At 65.7% G+C, this 17,713-nt stretch carries 12 protein-coding genes and 2 tRNA genes; 8 read left to right on the top strand and 6 right to left on the bottom strand.

Annotation, left to right across the window (positions count from 1 at the left end; translation table 11 throughout):
* The first annotated feature begins 53 nt into the window (after positions 1-53).
* Positions 54-1,670: a catalase gene (locus J8847_RS13180; RefSeq protein WP_211525169.1), complete on the top strand. Its 1,617-nt coding sequence runs from the start codon at positions 54-56 to the stop codon at positions 1,668-1,670.
* 45 nt (positions 1,671-1,715) lie between these two features.
* Here J8847_RS13180 and J8847_RS13175 read toward each other — a convergent pair whose 3' ends face one another.
* The 5 genes from J8847_RS13175 to J8847_RS13155 form a co-directional block, all read right to left on the bottom strand.
* A complete protein-coding gene (locus tag J8847_RS13175) occupies positions 1,716-2,612 on the bottom strand; it encodes a recombination-associated protein RdgC (RefSeq protein ID WP_211522478.1) in 897 nt (298 codons plus the stop codon).
* Positions 2,613-2,692: 80 nt separating this feature from the next.
* On the bottom strand, positions 2,693-3,766 hold the full coding sequence (gene dinB / locus J8847_RS13170; protein ID WP_211525168.1) for a DNA polymerase IV: 1,074 nt from the start codon (positions 3,764-3,766) through the stop codon (positions 2,693-2,695).
* 171 nt (positions 3,767-3,937) lie between these two features.
* Positions 3,938-5,716 (bottom strand): S8 family peptidase, encoded by a 1,779-nt coding sequence (locus tag J8847_RS13165; RefSeq protein WP_211525167.1) that lies wholly within the window; start codon positions 5,714-5,716, stop codon positions 3,938-3,940.
* Between the two features lie 328 nt (positions 5,717-6,044).
* Complete coding sequence (locus J8847_RS13160; protein WP_229512794.1) at positions 6,045-7,844, bottom strand: S8 family peptidase; 1,800 nt, start codon at positions 7,842-7,844, stop codon at positions 6,045-6,047.
* A gap of 438 nt (positions 7,845-8,282) precedes the next feature.
* A complete protein-coding gene (locus tag J8847_RS13155; protein WP_229429711.1) occupies positions 8,283-10,076 on the bottom strand; it encodes a S8 family peptidase in 1,794 nt (597 codons plus the stop codon).
* 541 nt (positions 10,077-10,617) lie between these two features.
* Between J8847_RS13155 and J8847_RS13150 the strand changes: the two genes are divergently transcribed.
* Both J8847_RS13150 and J8847_RS13145 read left to right on the top strand, forming a co-directional pair.
* A tRNA-Val gene (locus tag J8847_RS13150) sits at positions 10,618-10,693 on the top strand.
* A 39-nt stretch (positions 10,694-10,732) separates the two neighbouring features.
* A tRNA-Asp gene (locus J8847_RS13145) sits at positions 10,733-10,809 on the top strand.
* 58 nt (positions 10,810-10,867) lie between these two features.
* Here J8847_RS13145 and J8847_RS13140 read toward each other — a convergent pair.
* Positions 10,868-12,052: a GGDEF domain-containing protein gene (locus tag J8847_RS13140; protein WP_211525166.1), complete on the bottom strand. Its 1,185-nt coding sequence runs from the start codon at positions 12,050-12,052 to the stop codon at positions 10,868-10,870.
* Positions 12,053-12,275: 223 nt separating this feature from the next.
* On the opposite strand from J8847_RS13140, the gene J8847_RS13135 reads away from it, so the two are divergent.
* The 5 genes from J8847_RS13135 to J8847_RS13115 all read left to right on the top strand — a co-directional run bounded on the left by J8847_RS13135 (position 12,276) and on the right by J8847_RS13115 (position 17,618).
* Positions 12,276-12,761, top strand: coding sequence for a cyclic nucleotide-binding domain-containing protein (locus tag J8847_RS13135; RefSeq protein ID WP_211525165.1), 486 nt, complete (start codon positions 12,276-12,278; stop codon positions 12,759-12,761).
* Positions 12,758-13,918 (top strand): AI-2E family transporter, encoded by a 1,161-nt coding sequence (locus J8847_RS13130; RefSeq protein ID WP_211525164.1) that lies wholly within the window; start codon positions 12,758-12,760, stop codon positions 13,916-13,918. Before J8847_RS13135 ends, J8847_RS13130 begins: the two co-directional genes overlap by 4 nt.
* 226 nt (positions 13,919-14,144) lie before the next feature.
* A complete protein-coding gene (locus J8847_RS13125; RefSeq protein WP_211525163.1) occupies positions 14,145-15,200 on the top strand; it encodes a hypothetical protein in 1,056 nt (351 codons plus the stop codon).
* Positions 15,193-16,401 (top strand): cation:proton antiporter, encoded by a 1,209-nt coding sequence (locus J8847_RS13120; RefSeq protein ID WP_211525162.1) that lies wholly within the window; start codon positions 15,193-15,195, stop codon positions 16,399-16,401. Before J8847_RS13125 ends, J8847_RS13120 begins: the two co-directional genes overlap by 8 nt.
* On the top strand, positions 16,398-17,618 hold the full coding sequence (locus tag J8847_RS13115) for a YbdK family carboxylate-amine ligase (RefSeq protein ID WP_211525161.1): 1,221 nt from the start codon (positions 16,398-16,400) through the stop codon (positions 17,616-17,618). Before J8847_RS13120 ends, J8847_RS13115 begins: the two co-directional genes overlap by 4 nt.
* Positions 17,619-17,713: the final 95 nt, after the last annotated feature.

Here is a 17,713-nt window from a genome sequence, read left to right as displayed (position 1 = left end):
GCTTGCCCTTCCTATACTGCCCTCTTCCACCGTCCGAGAAAGAGGAGAGCGCAATGAGCGAGCAGCGACCTACGCTGACCACCCGCCAGGGACACCCGGTCCGCGACAACCAGTCCATGCGTTCCGTCGGCGAACGCGGGCCGGCCACGCTCGAGAACTACCAGTTCATCGAAAAGATCACGCACTTCGACCGCGAGCGGATTCCGGAACGCGTGGTGCACGCGCGCGGCACCGGCGCCCACGGCGTGTTCGAAGCCTACGGCACGATCGGCGGCGAACCCGCCGGCAAGTACACGCGCGCCCGCGTGCTCATCGAGGCCGGCGTGCAGACCCCGGTGTTCGTGCGCTTCTCCACCGTGATCGGCGCGAAGGAATCGCCCGAGACGGCGCGCGATCCGCGCGGCTTCGCCATCAAGTTCAAGACCGTCGAGGGCAACTGGGACCTGGTGGGCAACAACCTGAAGGTCTTCTTCATCCGCGACGCGATCAAGTTTCCGGACATGATCCACGCCTTCAAGCCCGACCCCGTCACCAACCAGCAGGAGCCCTGGCGCTTCTACGACTTCATCTGCAGCCACCCGGAAGCCCTGCACATGGTCACCTGGGTCAAGAGCCCCTGGGGCATCCCGGCCAACTACCGCGAGATGGAAGGCTCGGGCGTGAACACCTACAAGCTGGTCAACGACCAGGGCGTGGCCCACCTGGTCAAGTTCCACTTCGAGCCCAAGCAAGGCGTGCGCAACCTCACGGCAGCCCAAGCCGCCGAGATCCAGGCCCACGACACCAGCCATGCCACGCGCGACCTCTACGAGGCGATCGAACGCGGCGACTTTCCGGAATGGGAATTCTGCGTGCAGATCATGAGCGACGGCGAACATCCCGAGCTCGACTTCGATCCGCTCGACGACACCAAGCGCTGGCCGGAGGACAAGTTCCCGCTGCTGCCGGTGGGCCGCCTGGTGCTGAACAAGAATCCGGACAACGTGTTCGCGGAGACCGAGCAGTCGGCCTTCGGCACCGGAGTGCTGGTGGACGGCGTCGATTTTTCCGACGACAAGATGCTGCAGGGACGCACCCTGTCCTATTCGGACACCCAGCGCTACCGCGTGGGCGCGAACTACCTCCAGCTGCCGATCAACGCACCCCAGGAAAACGCGATGGCGCGCACCAACCAGCGCGACGGCCAGATGGCCTACTACGTCGACAACCGCGGCGAGGACAAGCACATCAACTACGAGCCCAGCATCATGGGCGGCTACCGGGAAGCGCCGCAGCCGGCCCACGATTACCACCAGTACGTCGAGGGGCACCTGGGCCGCTACCAGACCAGCCGCACGGCCGACGACTACCGGCAGGCGGGCGAACGCTACCGGACCTTCCAGGACTGGGAGCGCGACGAACTGGTGAACAACGTCGGGGGCGATCTCAAGAAATGTCCTCAGCCGATACAGCTGCGCATGGTCTGGCACCTGTGGCATTGCGACGAGGATTACGGACGCCGGGTGGCGGAGATCGCGGGGATAGACCTGGAGCAGGCCAGGGCCTTGCCGCCTCTGGAGGGCAAGCCGGCTCCGCACAAGCACCGGCAAGGGCCGACTTATTCGGATGCACAGCCGGAAGGCGCGGGCAAGGAACCGGCCACGAGCGACGAGGTCGCGGCGGAGAAGTGAGCGCGCCGGCGGCAGGAGCGCCGGCGCAGCAATGGCGATGGGCGCTTAGGCCTTGGCTTCGCCGCCGAGGGCTTCCACCACGTCGGCCAGCAGCTTGGCCATCTCGCCCGTCATCAGCACGATGTCGTTGTCGAAACGCTCGTCGTCGCTGTAGGTCGGCGCTTCGCCTTCCTTGATCACGTCCAGCGGCTTGACGCCCTTGATCGCCAGCGACTCGGTCAGCACGAAGCTGATGCGGTCGTTCCAGGTCATGGCCAGGCGGGTGCACTGCTTGCCGGCGGCGATGTGGCGGCGGATGTCGTCCGGCTCCAGGGTGTGCTTCACGTAGCGCACCGCGGCGCGGCTTTCGCCGGTGGCGCGCAGTTCGGTGTCCTGGTCGATGGTGAAGCCATACGGCGCTTCGTCGGCTTCCAGCCAGCCGGTCATCACGGCCACCGGCGAGCGCTGCACGCGCAGCGATTCCAGCGGCATGCGGTCGACCGCCTTGAGCAGCAGCTTGACCACGTCGTCGGCCTTGGCCGGGCTGGCGGCGTCGACCACCAGCCAGCCGTTGACCGGGTCGATCCAGACCCAGACGTTGCTGCGGATCGAGAAGGCGCGCGGCAGCAGTTCGTCGGCCACGCGTTCCTTCAGTTCCTTCATCGCCTTCTTACCCGGCGGGAAGCCCTGCTGCTCTTCCAGCTCGGCCGCCTTGGCCTTGGCCACCTGGTTGATGACCGACGAAGGCAGCAGCTTCTTCTCGGTGCCCAGCATCATCAGCATCTGCTTGTTGACCACGTGGACCAGCTTGCCGTTGCCGCGCGGCGAATCCCAGCCCTGGCGCAGCAGCTCGTTGCTGCTGGCAGGCGTGAACGCCTGCGGCTGGAGCGCTTCTTCCATCTGTTCCGGGTTGAATGCCCAGGGAGCGGGCAGGCGATAAATCTGGAGATTCTTGAACCACATACGCTGTTATCCGATTGTTTCAGTATTTCAAGGGAACGACATTCTACGCCGATGCCAAGCGTCAATGCCGGAAAAAATTTTTATGTTGTCAGGTCGTCAAACAGGCGCAGCTGCTCGACGATTTCCGCGTCGCTCAGCCGGACGCCGACGCCGAGGAGGCGCACCGGCTTGGCGGCGCGCAGCCAGCCGGTTTCCATCAGGTGGGCGTAGGTCGGAATATGTGGCGCATAGCCAACACACTCCACCGTGGTCTGCTGGAAGTCCGCGAACTTGATCTTCACGAACAGCTTGTTGATGAATTTTTCGGCGCCGGCGCGCTTGATGCGGCCGAGCAAATGCTCGACCAGCTCGGGCAGCAGCTTCAGGCAGGCCGGCAGGTCGGGCACGTCCGGGGTATAGGTTTCCTCGGTGCTGATCGACTTGCGCTCGCGCGAGGTGTTCACCGGGCGGTGGTCGACACCGCGCGACAGGTCGTACAGGCGCGCGCCGAAGCTGCCGAAGTGCTCGTGCAGGCGGTCCATGCTCCAGCCGCGCAGGTCGGCGCAGGTCTGCAGGCCCAAGCGGTTCATCTTTTCCGCCGTCACCTTGCCCACGCCATAGAGCTTCTTGACGGGCAGCGCGGCCACGAAGGCGTCCACCTCCTCCGGGCGCACCAGGAACAGGCCGTCCGGCTTGTTCCAGTCGCTGGCGATCTTGGCCACGAACTTGTTGGGCGCCACGCCGGCCGAGGCGGTGATGCCGACGGTCTCGAGGATGCGGCGCCGGATCTCTTGCGCGATCAGGGTGGCGCTGCCCTTGCAGTGGGGGGAATCGCTGACGTCGAGATAGGCTTCGTCGAGCGAGAGCGGCTCCACCAGCTCGGTGTAGTCGCGGTAGATGTCCATGATCTGGCGCGAGGCGATGCGGTACTTCTCCATCGCAGGCGGAATCACCAGCAGGTCCGGGCACAGCTTCATGGCCTGGGCGGTGGCCATGGCCGAATGGATGCCGAAGCGCCGCGCTTCGTAGTTGCAGGTGGCGATCACGCCGCGCTGGTCGGGCCGCCCGCCGACCGCCAGGGGCCGGCCGCGCAGGGACGGATCATCCCGCATCTCGACGGATGCGTAGAAACAATCGCAGTCGCAATGGATGATTTTTCGGACCGGGGCGTTCATCGAGGCCGCCCCAGACCGGGGCACACTACTGTAATTGCATACAGTATCGACTGAAAATTAAATTGTTGCAAGCTAAGCTGTCACGGAAGAACCAGGTCCTTCGGGCGCAAAAAAAGCGCGGCCGAAGCCGCGCTCCATGCGCACTGCCGTGCCGGCAAGCCGGCGGAAGGCTTACCAGGTGAGCTTCAGTGTGTACTTGCCGCCGCTGGTGGCGGCGCCGGTGGTACCGGTGTAGTACACGACCCGCACATAGCGAATCGACGTGGTGGTGCCGGTGTTCGCCGAGTGCACGGTGTCGGTCATGCCGATGCCGTTCACGCTCTGGCCCATCAGGGCGCCTGCGCTGTTGTACACGTACAGGTTGTAGTTCGCCGTGCTGTTCGGGGCCAGGTAGGAAGACAGGGTCTTGCCTGCCGGCAGATCGACACGGAAGTAATCGGTGTCGGCGCCATTGCCGATATAGCCGGTCACGGTGCTGCCGCTGGCGGTGACCTGGTTGGCGGTGGACATCATGTTGTTCCCCTCGGTTTCCGCCATAGCCGTGCCGACGCTTGCGCCCTGCGCCGCAGCGACCGCGGCGGTGGCATCGACGATGCCGGCGCCGCAGCCCGAGCAGGCCACCGGGAAGGCGCGCGCGCTCGACTTCAGCTTGGACTCGATGCCGTCCGGGGTCAGCGCCGGGTTCACGGCCAGCATCAGGGCCGCGGTGCCGGCCACGTGCGGGGTCGCCATCGAGGTGCCCTGGTAGCCGGCGTAGTTGTCCGATGCCGGTGCGCCGGTGCCCGAGTTCAGGGTCGAGATCACCGGATAGCCGCCGTCGCCGCCAGGCGCCGCCACGTCGATCAAAGTGCCATAGTTCGAGTAGGAAGCACGGCCGCCGGTCTTGCCGGTCGCCGCCACGGCGATCACGCCCGCGCAGTTGGCCGGGTTCGAATTGCTGACGTTCATCGCGCTGTTACCGGCGGCCACGACCACCACCGCGCCGCGCGAGCGGGCGCCGTTGATCGCGGTCTGGGTAGTCGAGTCGCAGGCGCCGCTGCCGCCCAGCGACAGGTTCAGGACCTTGGCCTTGTTGGCGTTGGCCGGCACGCCGGTCACGCTGCCGCCCGAGGTCCAGGTGATCGCGTCGGCGATGTCCGAGGTGTAGCCGCCGCACTTGCCGAGCACGCGGGCCGGGACGATCTTGGCGTTGTAGGCCACGCCGGCAACGCCGGAGCTGTTGTTGGTGCGCGCGGCGATGGTGCCGGCCACGTGGGTGCCGTGCCAGCTCGAGGTCCTGTTCTGGGTCGGCTGGCCATTGCCGCATTCGCCGATCGCGATGGCGTCGCCCGGGTCGCTCGCATCGCTGTCGCGGCCGTTGCCATCGTTGGCGATGAAGGTGTCGCGGATGAAGTCATAGCCTTGCAGGAACTGGCCGCTCAGGTCGGCGTGCGGGCGGTAGCCGGTGTCGATCACGGCCACGACCACGCCGCTGCCGGTCGACTTGTCCCAGGCGGCCGGCAGGCGCAGGCCGCCGGTGGCGTCGGTGTAGTGCCACTGCTGGGTGTAGAGCGGATCGTTAGCGGTCGCCATGTGGGTCATGATGCGGTCCGGCTCCGCGTACTCGATGTTCGGGTCGCGGGCCATCATTTCGGCTGCCAGCGCCTGCACGTCCTTGAGGCCGCGCTTGCCGTTCAGCTTGAACACGTGGGCGCCGGTCGAGATGGTGTGGCTTTCGCTCACGGTCGTGCCGAACTGCTGGCCCGCACGGTCCAGCTTGGCCTTGCGGTCGCCGCTCATGGCGGCGGCCCTGGCCAGGCCCTTGGCGGCGTCGGCCGGCATCGAATCCTTGTACTTGACGATGATGCGGTCGGTTTCCATCGAGCCCGGGACCACATTACCGTTGCCGACGCCTGCCACGGCCGAGACCGAGGCTGCGGCCAGCGAGACTGCTGCGCAGAGTTTCAACATTACCGGATGCATTGCACGCTTCATCTTCTTCCTTACCTTGAGTTTCGTCAGCGATGACGCTGTACGTCTGGATGAGAACGGTGCAGGTTATCGCGAAAGGAAGAGGTAACGCAGCCGAAATCGTAGCGAATTCGGTTGTTTCACCACACCAAAAATCACAAATTTTTGAAAAACATCGTTTCTTCGGAAGAACGTTAATTTCACAAAATATTTCCCGTAACAATCAGCCATCGTCGCTTTGGCCCCATGTGAAGCGCACAATAAAAAACGCGCGGCCGAGGCCGCGCGTTGGTCGTCGCATCGCCGTTGCCGGCGCGGCGAGCAGGACTTACCAGCTCAGTTTCAGGGTGTAGGCGCCGCTGGTCGAGCCGGTACCGCCGCTGTAGTACACCACGCGCACATAGCGGGCCAGGGTGCCGGTGCCGGTGTTGGTCGTGTTGTAGCTGTCGACCGAGCCGGTGCCGTTCTCGCTCTTGCCCAGCAGGGTGCCGGCGCTGTTGTACACGTACAGGTCGTAGTCCGAGCTGCCGTTCGGGGTCAGGACCGAGCTCAGGGTCTTGCCTGCCGGCAGATCGACACGGAAATAGTCGGTGTCGGTCGAGCTGCCCATGTTGGCGTTGACGGTGGTGCCGCTGACGGTCACGAGGTCGGCGGTGCCGGTCGTGTTGTTCGACTCGCTTTCAGCCAGGGTAGTGCCGGTGCCGCCGCCGCCCAGCGCCGAGTCGACCGCAGCGGTCGCGTCGACGATGCCGGTGCCGCAGCCCGAGCACGATGCCGGGAAGGCGCGTGCGGTCGACTTCAGCTTGGACTCGATGTCGTCCGGAGTCAGCGCCGAGTTCACGGCGAACATCAGCGCGGCGGTGCCGGCGACGTGCGGGGTCGCCATCGAGGTGCCCTGGTAGCCTGCGTAGTTGTCCGATGCCGGCGAGGTGGTGCCCGAGTTCAGGGTCGACAGCACGCTGTAGCTGCCGTCGCCGCCAGGAGCGGCCACGTCGACCAGGGTGCCGTAGTTCGAGTACGAGGCACGGCCGCCGGTCTTGCCGGTCGCCGCCACGGCGATCACGCCCGAGCAGTTGGCCGGGCTGGCGTTGCTGACGTTCATCGCATCGTTACCGGCCGCGACGACGACCACGGCGCCGCGCGAGCGGGCGCCGTTGATCGCGCTCTGGGTGGTCGAATCGCAGGCGCCGCTGCCGCCCAGCGACAGGTTCAGGACCTTGGCCTTGTTGGCGTTGGTCGGCACGCCCGAGACGGCGCCGCCCGAAGTCCAGGTGATCGCGTCGGCGATGTCCGAGGTATAGCCGCCGCACTTGCCCAGCACGCGGGCCGGGACGATCTTGGCGTTGTAGGCGACGCCGGCGACGCCCAGGCTGTTGTTGGTGCGGGCGGCGATGGTGCCGGCCACGTGGGTGCCGTGCCAGCTGGAGTTCTGGGCGCGGGTCGGCTGGCCGCCGCCGCATTCGCCGATGGCGATCGCATCGCCCGGGTCGCTGGCGTCGGTGTCGCGGCCGTTGCCGTCGTTCGACACGAAGGTGTCGCCGATGAAGTCGTAGCCCTGCAGGATCTGGCCGCTCAGGTCGGCGTGCGGACGGTAGCCGGTGTCGATCACGGCGACGACCACGCCGGTGCCGGTCGACTTGTCCCAGGCGGTCGGCAGGCGCAGGCCGCCGGTGGCGTCGGTGTAGTGCCACTGCTGGCTGTACATCGGGTCGTTGGCGGTCGCCATGTGGGTCATGATGCGGTCCGGCTCGGCGTACTCGATGTTCGAGTCGCGCGCCATCATTTCGGCGGCCAGGGCCTGCACGTCCTTCAGGCCGCGCTTGCCGTTCAGCTTGAACACATGGGCGCCCGTCGAAATCGTGTGGCTTTCGCGAACGGTCATACCGAACTGCTGGCCTGCACGGTCCAGCTTGGCCTTGCGGTCGCCGCTCATGGCGGCCGCCTTGGCCATGCCCTTGGCGGCCGGCATCGAATCCTTGTACTTGACGATGATGCGGTCGGTTTCCATCAGGCCCGGGACCACATTACCGTTGCCGGCGCCTGCCACGGCCGAGGCCGAGGCAACCGCCAGCGAGACTGCTGCGCAGAGTTTCAACATTGCCGGATGAATCGAATGCGAGTGCTTCATGGTTCTTCCTTATGTTTGGTTTTCCGTCAAGCGATTGCTCGCCTGTATAGTTGGTTTAACCGGTCATGCCGGTGCCGTCTGGATGCGGCGAAGCCAGCGTATCGCGAACGGAAGAGGTAGCGCTGGGAAATTCGAATTGAATTCGGCGATTTCACAACACCTATACGTACATATTTTTCAAAAACATAATTTCTTCGGACGAAAGTTAAATAAGCAAAATTTTTGATGCCAACTTTGTGCTTACTGCACGTGCGTGCGGCGCGAACGGGGTAATTCTCGGATAAGTATTCACATGACACTGTTGGTTTTCAAAGGGCAGAAATGTCGGCAATCCCTCTGAAACGGCATTGATCAGCATCAAACCAGGAAATAAAAAACGCGCAGCCGAGGCCGCGCGTTTCGCTATGGATTTGCCGTTGCCGGCAGAGCGAGAAGGACTTACCAGGTCATCTTGAGGGTGTACTTGCCGCTGACCGAGCCGGTGCCGCCGCTGTAGTACACGACGCGCACATAGCGGGTCGAGGTGGTGGTGCCGGTGTTGGCCGAGTTGTAGCTGTCGACCGCGCCGGTGCCGTTCTCGCTCTTGCCCAGCAGGGTGCCGGCGCTGTTGTACACGTGCAGGTCGTAGTCCGAGCTGCTGTTCGGGGTCAGGACCGCGCTCAGGGTCTTGCCTGCCGGCAGATCGACACGGAAGTAGTCGGTGTCGGTGCTGCTGCCCATGTTGCCGCTCATGGTGGTGCCGCTGGTGCTCACCATGTTGGCGGTGCCCATCGTGTTGTTCGACTCGGTTTCGGTGCTTGGCGGCGGATCGATGATCACCGCCGAGTTGACCGCGGCGGTCGCGTCGACGATGCCGGTGCCGCAGCCCGAGCACGAAGCCGGGAAGGCGCGCGCGGTCGACTTCAGCTTGGATTCGATGTCGTCCGGGGTCAGCGACGAGTTCACTGCCAGCATCAGCGCAGCCACGCCGGCGACGTGCGGGGTCGCCATCGAGGTGCCCTGATAGCCGGCGTAGTTGTCCGATGCCGGTGCGCCGGTGCCCGAGTTCAGGGTCGACAGCACGCTGTAGCTGCCGTCGCCGCCCGGTCCGGCCACGTCGACCAGGGTGCCGTAGTTCGAGTACGAGGCACGGCCGCCGGTCTTGCCGGTTGCGGCCACGGCGATCACGCCCGAGCAGTTCGCCGGGCTGGCGTTGCTGACGTTCATCGCATCGTTACCAGCCGCGACGACAACGACTGCGCCGCGCGAACGGGCGCCGTTGATCGCAGCCTGGGTGGTCGAATCGCAAGCACCGCCGCCGCCCAGCGACAGGTTCAGCACGCGCGCCTTGTTGGCGTTGGCCGGCACGCCGGTCACGGTACCACCGGAGGTCCAGGTGATCGCGTCGGCGATGTCCGAGGTGTAGCCGCCGCACTTGCCCAGCACGCGGGCCGGAACGATCTTGGCGTTGTAGGCAACGCCGGCGACGCCCAGGCTGTTGTTGGTGCGCGCGGCCACGGTGCCGGCCACGTGGGTGCCGTGCCAGCTCGAGGTCTGGGCGCGGGTCGGTTCGCCATTGCCGCACTCGCCGATGGCGATCGCATCGCCCGGGTCGCTCGCATCGCTGTCGCGGCCGTTACCGTCGTTCGACACGAAGGTGTCGCCGATGAAGTCGTAGCCCTGCAGGATCTGGCCGCTCAGGTCGGCGTGCGGACGGTAGCCGGTGTCGATCACGGCGACGACCACGCCGGTGCCGGTCGACTTGTCCCAGGCGGTCGGCAGGCGCAGGCCGCCGGTGGCGTCGGTGTAATGCCACTGCTGGCTGTACATCGGGTCGTTGGCGGTCGCCATGTGGGTCATGATGCGGTCCGGCTCGGCGTACTCGATGTTCGAGTCGCGCGCCATCATTTCGGCGGCCAGGGCCTGCACGTCCTTCAGGCCGCGCTTGCCGTTCAGCTTGAACACATGGGCGCCCGTCGAAATCGTGTGGCTTTCACGGACGGTCATGCCGAACTGCTGGCCTGCGCGGTCCAGCTTGGCCTTGCGGTCGCTGGTCATGCCGGCAACCTTCGCCACGCCCTTCATGGCGGCGGCCGAATCCTTGTATTTCACGATGATGCGGTCGGTTTCCATCAGGCCCGGGACCGGCTTGCCGTTGCCGGCGCCTGCGCTGGCCGAGACCGAGACGACTGCCAGCGAGACCGCTGCGCAGAGTTTCAACATTGCTGGATGAATCGAATGCGAGTGCTTCATGCTTCTTCCTTATGTTTGGTTTTCCGTCAAGCGATTGCTCGCCTGTATAGTTGCTGTAACCGGCAGGACCGGTGCCATCTGAAGTGGCGAGAGCAGCGTATCCGGAAAGGAAGAATCACCGAGCAGAAATTTTTAGCGAATGAGTTGTATTTACAACATCTGCACGGACGTCTGCGACAGAAACATGATTTATTCTGTCGTTTTCAAGAAAGGCAAAATTTTCAATGCCAAAATCGCCTATGCCGCGCGCATATGTGTGCATCCAAGCATTAACTCCCGATAAATAATCATCCTATACTTTTGATCGCCGGCCAGGCCGCGCGGCCGTTCATGACACAAACAAGGCCATGTCCTAGGGCAAGTAAATATCTGCCACCGGAAACTTGCTTACGACGCATGCGAACATTGGATGGCGAAGAGTGAAAAGCCTTTTTAACTTTTTTTCGAAAAACCCTTGCACACACCGAATTCCAACCTCTATAATTCGGGCCTCTTCGGACGTGATGACAAACGTCAGACAGAAACCTCTGATAGAGAGAACGGGCGCTTAGCTCAGTTGGTAGAGCGGATCCCTTACAAGGATTAGGTCGGGAGTTCGACCCTCTCAGCGCCCACCAAGCATCAGATGGTTGATCGAAGTAATGATCAGAGTAAACGGAGCGGTAGTTCAGTTGGTTAGAATACCGGCCTGTCACGCCGGGGGTCGCGGGTTCGAGCCCCGTCCGCTCCGCCAGCATCAAAGAAAAAGGTTCGCTTCGGCGGACCTTTTTCTTTTTCCTTTTCCTTTTTCTTCATGCGCGGCGCAGTTCCGGATGGCCGATCTCGACGCGATCACGTCCGTCGCGTTTTGCCGCATACAGTGCATGATCGGCGCGCGCCAAGGCCGCGCTCAAGTCCTCGTTCGGATCCAGCACCACCACGCCGATACTCACCGTCATCGTGTACGACGGACCGCTCGTGATCACGGTCGCATTGCGCACCGCCACGCGCAGGCGCTGGGCCGCCTGCACCGCGCCGTCGAGGTCGGCGCCCGGCATGATCATCGCGAACTCTTCCCCGCCCAGGCGGCCGATGGTCTCGTGCTCGCGCAGCACGGCGCGCGCGGTGCGGGCGAACACCATCAGCGCCTCGTCGCCGCTCGCATGGCCCCAGCGGTCGTTGAGCTGCTTGAAGTGGTCGATGTCGATCATCATCAGGGCGAGCGGACGGCGCTGGCGCTGGGCCGCCAGGCGCGCCTGCTCGGCGCGCTCGAGGAAGGCGTGGCGGTTGGGCAGTCCGGTCAGGAAATCGGTGGTGGCCAGGCGCGCCATCTCGGCATCGTCCTTCTGCTTGCACAGCAGCAGGAAGCCGAAGCCGTTCACGATCATCAGGAGGTAGCCCATCAGGTAGGCGAATTCATAAGAATCGCCCTGGCCAAACAGCGCGCCCCCCTGGATGCCGGACCAGGCCGACCAGCCGACAGCCAGCGCGAACAGCGCATCGTTGACGCCGATGATCAGCTGCAGCGGCGAGGCGCTGCGCAGGCCGGCGGCGAAGCGCGTGCTGAAGCGGCGCGGGCGCAGCAGGATCCAGGCCATGGTCGCGGCGAACAGCGCCACTACGCAGGCCACCATGGTCCCCAGCTGGCCGTGGCTGGCGCCCATGCTGCCGGCGGCCAGCACGATGGCCGAGGACAGCGCGGTGATCGGCAGCAGCAAGCGGCCCCAGCGCGTAAATTCGAAGAACAGGCAATAGGCCGCCACTTCGGCCGATACGGCGAGAATCCAGGCCACGCCCTCGACGCCGGGCGGCAGCGCCAGGCCCAGTTGCGGACGCATCCAGCCGAGGAGCTGGCTCGCCCCCATGCCGAGCCGCGCCCACATCCACAGGCGCAGGCCGGGGTTCGGCTTGGCGCCGAAGGTATAGCCTGCCATCAGGACGGCAAAGGCGATGTTGCCGATGCCGAGCGCGAGCAGAAAAGTGTGGGTGTCGATCACGGCCCATCCTTCATGGGTGAAGCGACAACTATGTTATTCACATAACATATATTGCCGCAAAGAATTATGGTACACGCTTTTGCCGTGTGCGGCGCGCACGTTTGAAGTCTTTTGGACAAGCTGCGACACCCCACCTCGCAGGGGGCGCTTTTTTGATGCGCGGCAGCATGCGTTAGGGGATAATCAACAGACAACATTAATTCTTGACCGCACTGGAGCGTTCGTGATTTTCGGTTTCCTCAAGCCCCCTCAGATGTCGCCGCGCCTGCACCGCCTGAAGAACACGGCGCTGTTCAGCACACTGACACCGCTGGAACTGAAGATCGTCGACGGCCTGCTGCACGAACGGCGCTACCTGAAGGACGAAATCATCTTCGACGAGGGCGAGGAAGGCCAGGCGCTCTACCTCCTGATGAGCGGCCGGGTGCGCATCACCCGCCTGCACGAGGGCACGGTCCAGGTCGTGGCCGAGCTGGAGCCGGGCGGCTTCTTCGGCGACCTGGCCCTGCTCGACAACTCGCCCCGCAACGCCCAGGCGCGCGCCATCGAGCCCTGCGAAATGGCGGTGTTTTTCCGCGCCGACTTCCTCGGCCTGATGGAAACCGACACCGTGATCGGCTACAAGATCTCGCTGGCGCTGGCGCGCCACATCGGCCGCCGCCTGCGCGAATGGATGGGCACAGGGCGTCCGCAGCTGGAAGCGCTATGAACGAGAGCGAACGCGCCGGCCCCATCGTCTGGACCGGCATCATCGCCGTCACCTGCGTGCTGCTGCTGGTGGTGAACAAGCTGCTGTGGCTGGCCCTGCCCTTCATCTTCGGCACCGTGCTGCACTACATCCTGCTGGGGCCGATGCAGCGCATGGTGCGCGCCGGCTATGGCCGCAACGCCGCCGCGATGTGGGTCTGCCTGCTGTTCTTCTCGCTTGCCTCGTTGGCGCTGGCGGCGATCCTGAGCTGGAGCCACGGCCCGGAAGAAGACTCTTGGGAAAAGACCATCGGCCTCTACCTGGATGGCGGCGTGGCCTTCGTGCACAACACCATGACCCTGCTGGAAGCGCGCTTCCCGGTGCTGGCGGAGATGCGCCTGACCTCGACCGTCAACAAGGCCTTCCGCACCTACACCGACAACTTCGCGCAGGAGCACCTGGGCGAGATCCTGGTCGGCGTGGCGACCTGGGTGCCGCTGATGCTGCTGGTGCCCTTCCTCACCTTCTTCTTCCTGCGCGACGGCCTGCGCTTCAAGAAATTCCTGGCGCGCGCGGTGCCCAACGCCTACTTCGAACGCTCGCTCTACCTGCTGCACGAAGTCGACCAGACCGCGCGCCGCTACTTCGAAGGCCTGCTCAAGCTGACCGTGCTCGACACCGCCGTGCTGGCGCTGGGCCTGTACACCATCGGCGTGTCCTCGCCCCTGCTGCTGGGCCTGATCTCGGCGGTGCTGGCCTGGGTGCCTTTCGTGGGCTCGGTGGCCGGCTGCGTGCTGGTGGTGATCGTGGCCTCGACCGATGCGCCCAACAATCCCCTCGTGGCCTACGGCGCGATCGGCGTATTCGTGCTGGTGCGCCTGCTGGACGACTTCGTGTTCATGCCGCTCACCCTGGGACGCAGCCTGCGCGTGCATCCGCTGGTGACGGTGCTGATGATCTTCGTGGGCGGCGCGCTGGCCGGCGTGGTGGGGCTGATGCTGGTGCTGCCGCTGCTGGGCGTGGTGATGGTGATCGGCGAAACCCTGGGGCGCCTGGTCACCAATCCGCGCCTGCGGGCACGGCACCGCTATGCGCGGGCGCTGCGCACGCGCCAGGCCAGCGTGGACCTGGACATCGCGCGCGAACGGCGCGGAGCGCCCACGCCCAACGCCAAATGATCCCAGCGCTGTAAATATCCAAATTACAAGCCCATTTGAACAAATGAAATATTGGCTTATACTTGAGCCAGGTCGTCGCTCGCCCAGCGACCCGGCAGGCGCATCCGCCGCCGCTTGACCACCCCAACCGATGCGCAGGCGCGACCGCCGCGCATCTCCGCCAAGCTGGCGTAGACCAGCTTCCCGATCATCCTCAGACCGGGTTTTGCCCGGGATCGACACGTCCATGATTCCACGACCAGCCACATCATTCACCCGCCCTTCCCGGCTGCTCCTGCTGGCCGGCGCCCTGACCCTGCCTTCCGTGCACGCGGCCGCGACTAAACAGGAAGCGGCGCCCGCCGCGGCCGAATTCAAGGAACTCAGCGGCTCCTACCCGCGCGAGTGCAGCGCGCCCGTGAGCGCCAGCCTGGCGCCCCTGGGCCAGCCCTCGGTGCGCCAGTGCGCCTGGAGCGGGCATGTGGAGATGCTCTACTGGGCCTCGGTGCCCGCCCCCGCCGCTGGCTGCCTGACGCCGGCCGCCCTGGCCTGGCATCAGCTGGCCCGTTCGGTCACGACGGCGATCCCGCCCTGGAACAACGCGGCTGCCGGCCAGGCCCTGCTCACCAATCCGGGTACCGCCGGCATGCAGCAGGCGGCTGCGGTCTGGCGCCAGCCCGACGGGCAGTGGTCCGCCGTGCTGTGGCGCTGGGAACCATCGAGCCGGGCCGCCACGCGCGCCTGGCAGGCCGGGCACTGGAACGATGTCGCCAACGCCGTGCGCGCGCTGGACGCCGGCAAGCTGGCGGCGCCTTCCGCCCTGCTCCAGGCCTGGCTGGCGTCGTCGAAGGACAAGCCGCGCCTGCTCGACGGCGGCACCTGGCGCTGGCTGGCGGATGGCGCCTGCCTGAACCTGCAGACCGCGGTCAACGCCCAGGCCCGCCTGCACCTGCCCCATTCGCGCGACGACGCGCGCCAGGAACAGCGCAGCGCCATGCAGGTCCAGCTGGCGCGCCGCTTCCCGAATGCCGAATGGCTGCAGCCCTTTACCCTGCTCGAACCGGGCGTACCGGGGGCGCGCACCGGCGCCAAGTTCGTCGCCGTGTGGAAGGAGGCCAATGCCGTGCAGGGCCGCCTGTGGATTCCCCTGCCCAAAGACGGCGGCATCGTGCGCGCCCACGTCACCACCGCCGCGCCGGTGGGGAACTCGGAACGCGCGCAGGAAATCACGAAGCAGCGCGCGGCCCTGATCGAGCGCGAGCTGAGCGCGCTGGCCCACGCCTGGGAGGCAAGCCATGAATGACGAACTGTCCACGCCGCTCTGGCTGCTGTCCCCGCTGGCCGTGCTGGGCGCGGGCCTGATGCTGGCCCTGGTGCTCGGCCTGCTGCTGCAGCGCTTCAAGGTGCCCAAGCTGTATGGCGCGGTGATCGCCGGCCTGCTGCTCGGCGCCACGGGCCTGGACGTGATCGACCGCGCCCTGCTGACCCAGTTCCAGGAACTGCTTAACGCCGCCGCCGCCCTGGTGCTGTTCGAGGTCGGGCGCAAGATGGACCTGGCCTGGCTGCTGCGCAGCGGCCGCCAAGGCGCCAGCCTGCTGCTGGCCACCGTCCTGCGCGGCGCGGCCACCGCCATCATCCTGGCCCTGCTCGGCCTGCCCTGGAGCGCGGCCATCTTCATCGGCTCGATCCTGATCGCGGTGAACCCGGTGATCGTCAGCTCCATGGTGGCCGACGAAAACGCCAGCGGCACCTCGACCTTCGCCACCAACAACATGGTCGGCATCAGCAACCTGGTGGCCCTGCTGGCGCTGGGCCTGACCCTGGCATGGACCCGCAGCCACGGCGTCGACGCCACCGCCGGTTTCGGCGAAGAACTGGTGCGCCAGGGCGGCAAGCTGGTGCTGGGCGCGCTGATCGCCGTGTTCTCCTACGGCGTGTATGCGCTCGCCACCCGCCTGTGCAAGGTGCCCGCCACCATGCGCCCCGGCATGCTGCTGGCCGCGCTGCTGATCGACCTCGGCCTGTGTTCGATATCGGCCGCCAGCGCCCTGCTCTCGCTGCTGCTGATGGGCGTCCTGCTGCGCAACGTCGAGAAGCGCGACAACGTGTTCCAGGCCCAGCTCAAGACGGCCCAGGACATCGGCTACGTGCTGCTGTTCCTGATGTCGGCCGCCCTGGTCGACCTGCGCCTGGTGCTGGAAGGCTGGATCTGGGTCTCGGCCTGCGTGGTGTTCGCGGTGCGCATCGCCGCCACCCGCGTCGCGCTGTGGCCGGCCACTGCCTGGAGCGAGCGCAAGAAGCATGCGATGGCCTTGTCGATGTGCTCCCTGGTGAGCTACGGCGGGCTGGTGGTCGACAACTCGCTGAACGCCTATACCGGCCTGGATCCGTCGTCCACCGCCGTCATGAACATCCTGCTGGCGCTGAACGTGCTGCTGGCGCCCGGCCTGACCTGGCTGGGCCTGCGCCTGGCGGGCGAAACCTACCGAGGAGGTGCCCAATGAATGGACCAACGACTGGACTCTTGATCAACGAAGAAGCGATCGGCGCGCCGAGCGCCGACGAACAGGCGCGTGCCGTGTCTGGAGAAGGCCCGGCCTTCCTGCCCGACTTCAAGCCCTCGACCCTGGGCACCATGGGCATCGAGCTCGAGCTGATGGTGCTCGACCGCCTGACCTTCGACCTGTTCCCGGCCGCGCCGGACATCCTGCGCCTGCTCGACAAGCAGGACAAGCCCTGGGTCCACACGCCGGAGATCACCACCTCGATGCTGGAGGTGGCGACCTCGATCCTGCAGTCCTTCGACGAGGCGGCGGGGCAGCTGGAGCACATCCGCAGCACGGTGCAGCGCGCGGCCTTCGAAGTCGGCGCCTCGATCTCGGGCGGCGGCGCGCATCCCTTCCAGAAGTGGAACGAGCAGCGCATCTATCCCAAGGAACGCTACTTCGCCTCGGAGCGCAAGTTCGGCTACCTGGCCAAGCTGTTCACCGTGTTCGGCATGCATGTGCACATCGGCGCCGGCACCGCGGACGAGGCGACCCGGCTGTGCGCCTGGCTGACCCAGCGCGCGCCCCTGTTCATCGCGCTGTCGAGCAATTCGCCCTGCTGGCAGGGCGAAAGCTCGGGCTTCTGCAGCTCGCGCAGCAATGTGGTGAGCGCCTTCCCGATGAGCGGCATCCAGCCCGAGCACATCCGCAGCTGGCAGGACTTCCGCGAGCATTTCGACCGCCTGGCCGCGCACGGCATCGTCAAGAGCATCAAGGATTTCTACTGGGACGTGCGGCCCAAGCCGGAATACGGCACCATCGAACTGCGCGTGCTGGACACGCCGCTCAAGCCGATCTACGCGGCGGCGCTGGCCTGCTATGCGCGCGAGCTGTGCCTGGAGTTCGCCGCCCAGCCGGGGCGCTGGCCGTCGAACGGCAGCCGCGAGTTGTACACCTGGAACCGCTTCATCGCGGCGCGCGACGGCGTGGGCGGGGAGTGGATCGATCCGGAGAACGACAAGGCGGTGCCGATCGCCGAGGCGGTGCGGGCCGACCTGACGCGCCTGAAGCTGCGCTCGCAAGATCCGGGCTTCGGCAAGGCCTGCGAAGTGATCGAGCAGCTGATGAAGGATGGTGGCCAGGCAGGCTGGCTGCGCGCCCACCTGGACGCGGGCGGCGGGATGAACGACCTGGCGCGCATGGCCAGCGAGCTGTTCGAGAGCGCCAGCGTATAAACACCGTCGCCCCGGCGGAGGCCGGGGCCCAAGTTCTGCATAAGCTAACCAAACGCTCAACTTGGACCCCGGCCTCCGCCGGGGCGACGTTCTAC

It is taken from the genome of Massilia sp. AB1, assembly GCF_018119385.1.
Taxonomy (GTDB): Bacteria; Pseudomonadota; Gammaproteobacteria; order Burkholderiales; family Burkholderiaceae_D; genus Telluria.
The sequence above is the reverse complement of the archived record's forward strand: the minus strand, read 5'-3'. Positions and strand labels throughout refer to the sequence as shown.

Bases quoted from the DNA above. Each gene is read 5' to 3' on its own strand.
- J8847_RS13115 (WP_211525161.1), top strand. From the start codon at position 16,398: ATGAATGGACCAACGACTGGACTCTTGATCAACGAAGAAGCGATCGGC.
- J8847_RS13130 (WP_211525164.1), top strand. From the start codon at position 12,758: ATGAACGAGAGCGAACGCGCCGGCCCCATCGTCTGGACCGGCATCATC.
- J8847_RS13165 (WP_211525167.1), bottom strand. From the start codon at position 5,716: ATGTTGAAACTCTGCGCAGCAGTCTCGCTGGCCGCAGCCTCGGTCTCG.
- J8847_RS13120 (WP_211525162.1), top strand. From the start codon at position 15,193: ATGAATGACGAACTGTCCACGCCGCTCTGGCTGCTGTCCCCGCTGGCC.
- J8847_RS13125 (WP_211525163.1), top strand. From the start codon at position 14,145: ATGATTCCACGACCAGCCACATCATTCACCCGCCCTTCCCGGCTGCTC.
- J8847_RS13155 (WP_229429711.1), bottom strand. From the start codon at position 10,076: ATGAAGCACTCGCATTCGATTCATCCAGCAATGTTGAAACTCTGCGCA.
- J8847_RS13180 (WP_211525169.1), top strand. From the start codon at position 54: ATGAGCGAGCAGCGACCTACGCTGACCACCCGCCAGGGACACCCGGTC.
- dinB (WP_211525168.1), bottom strand. From the start codon at position 3,766: ATGAACGCCCCGGTCCGAAAAATCATCCATTGCGACTGCGATTGTTTC.
- J8847_RS13160 (WP_229512794.1), bottom strand. From the start codon at position 7,844: ATGAAGCACTCGCATTCGATTCATCCGGCAATGTTGAAACTCTGCGCA.
- J8847_RS13175 (WP_211522478.1), bottom strand. From the start codon at position 2,612: ATGTGGTTCAAGAATCTCCAGATTTATCGCCTGCCCGCTCCCTGGGCA.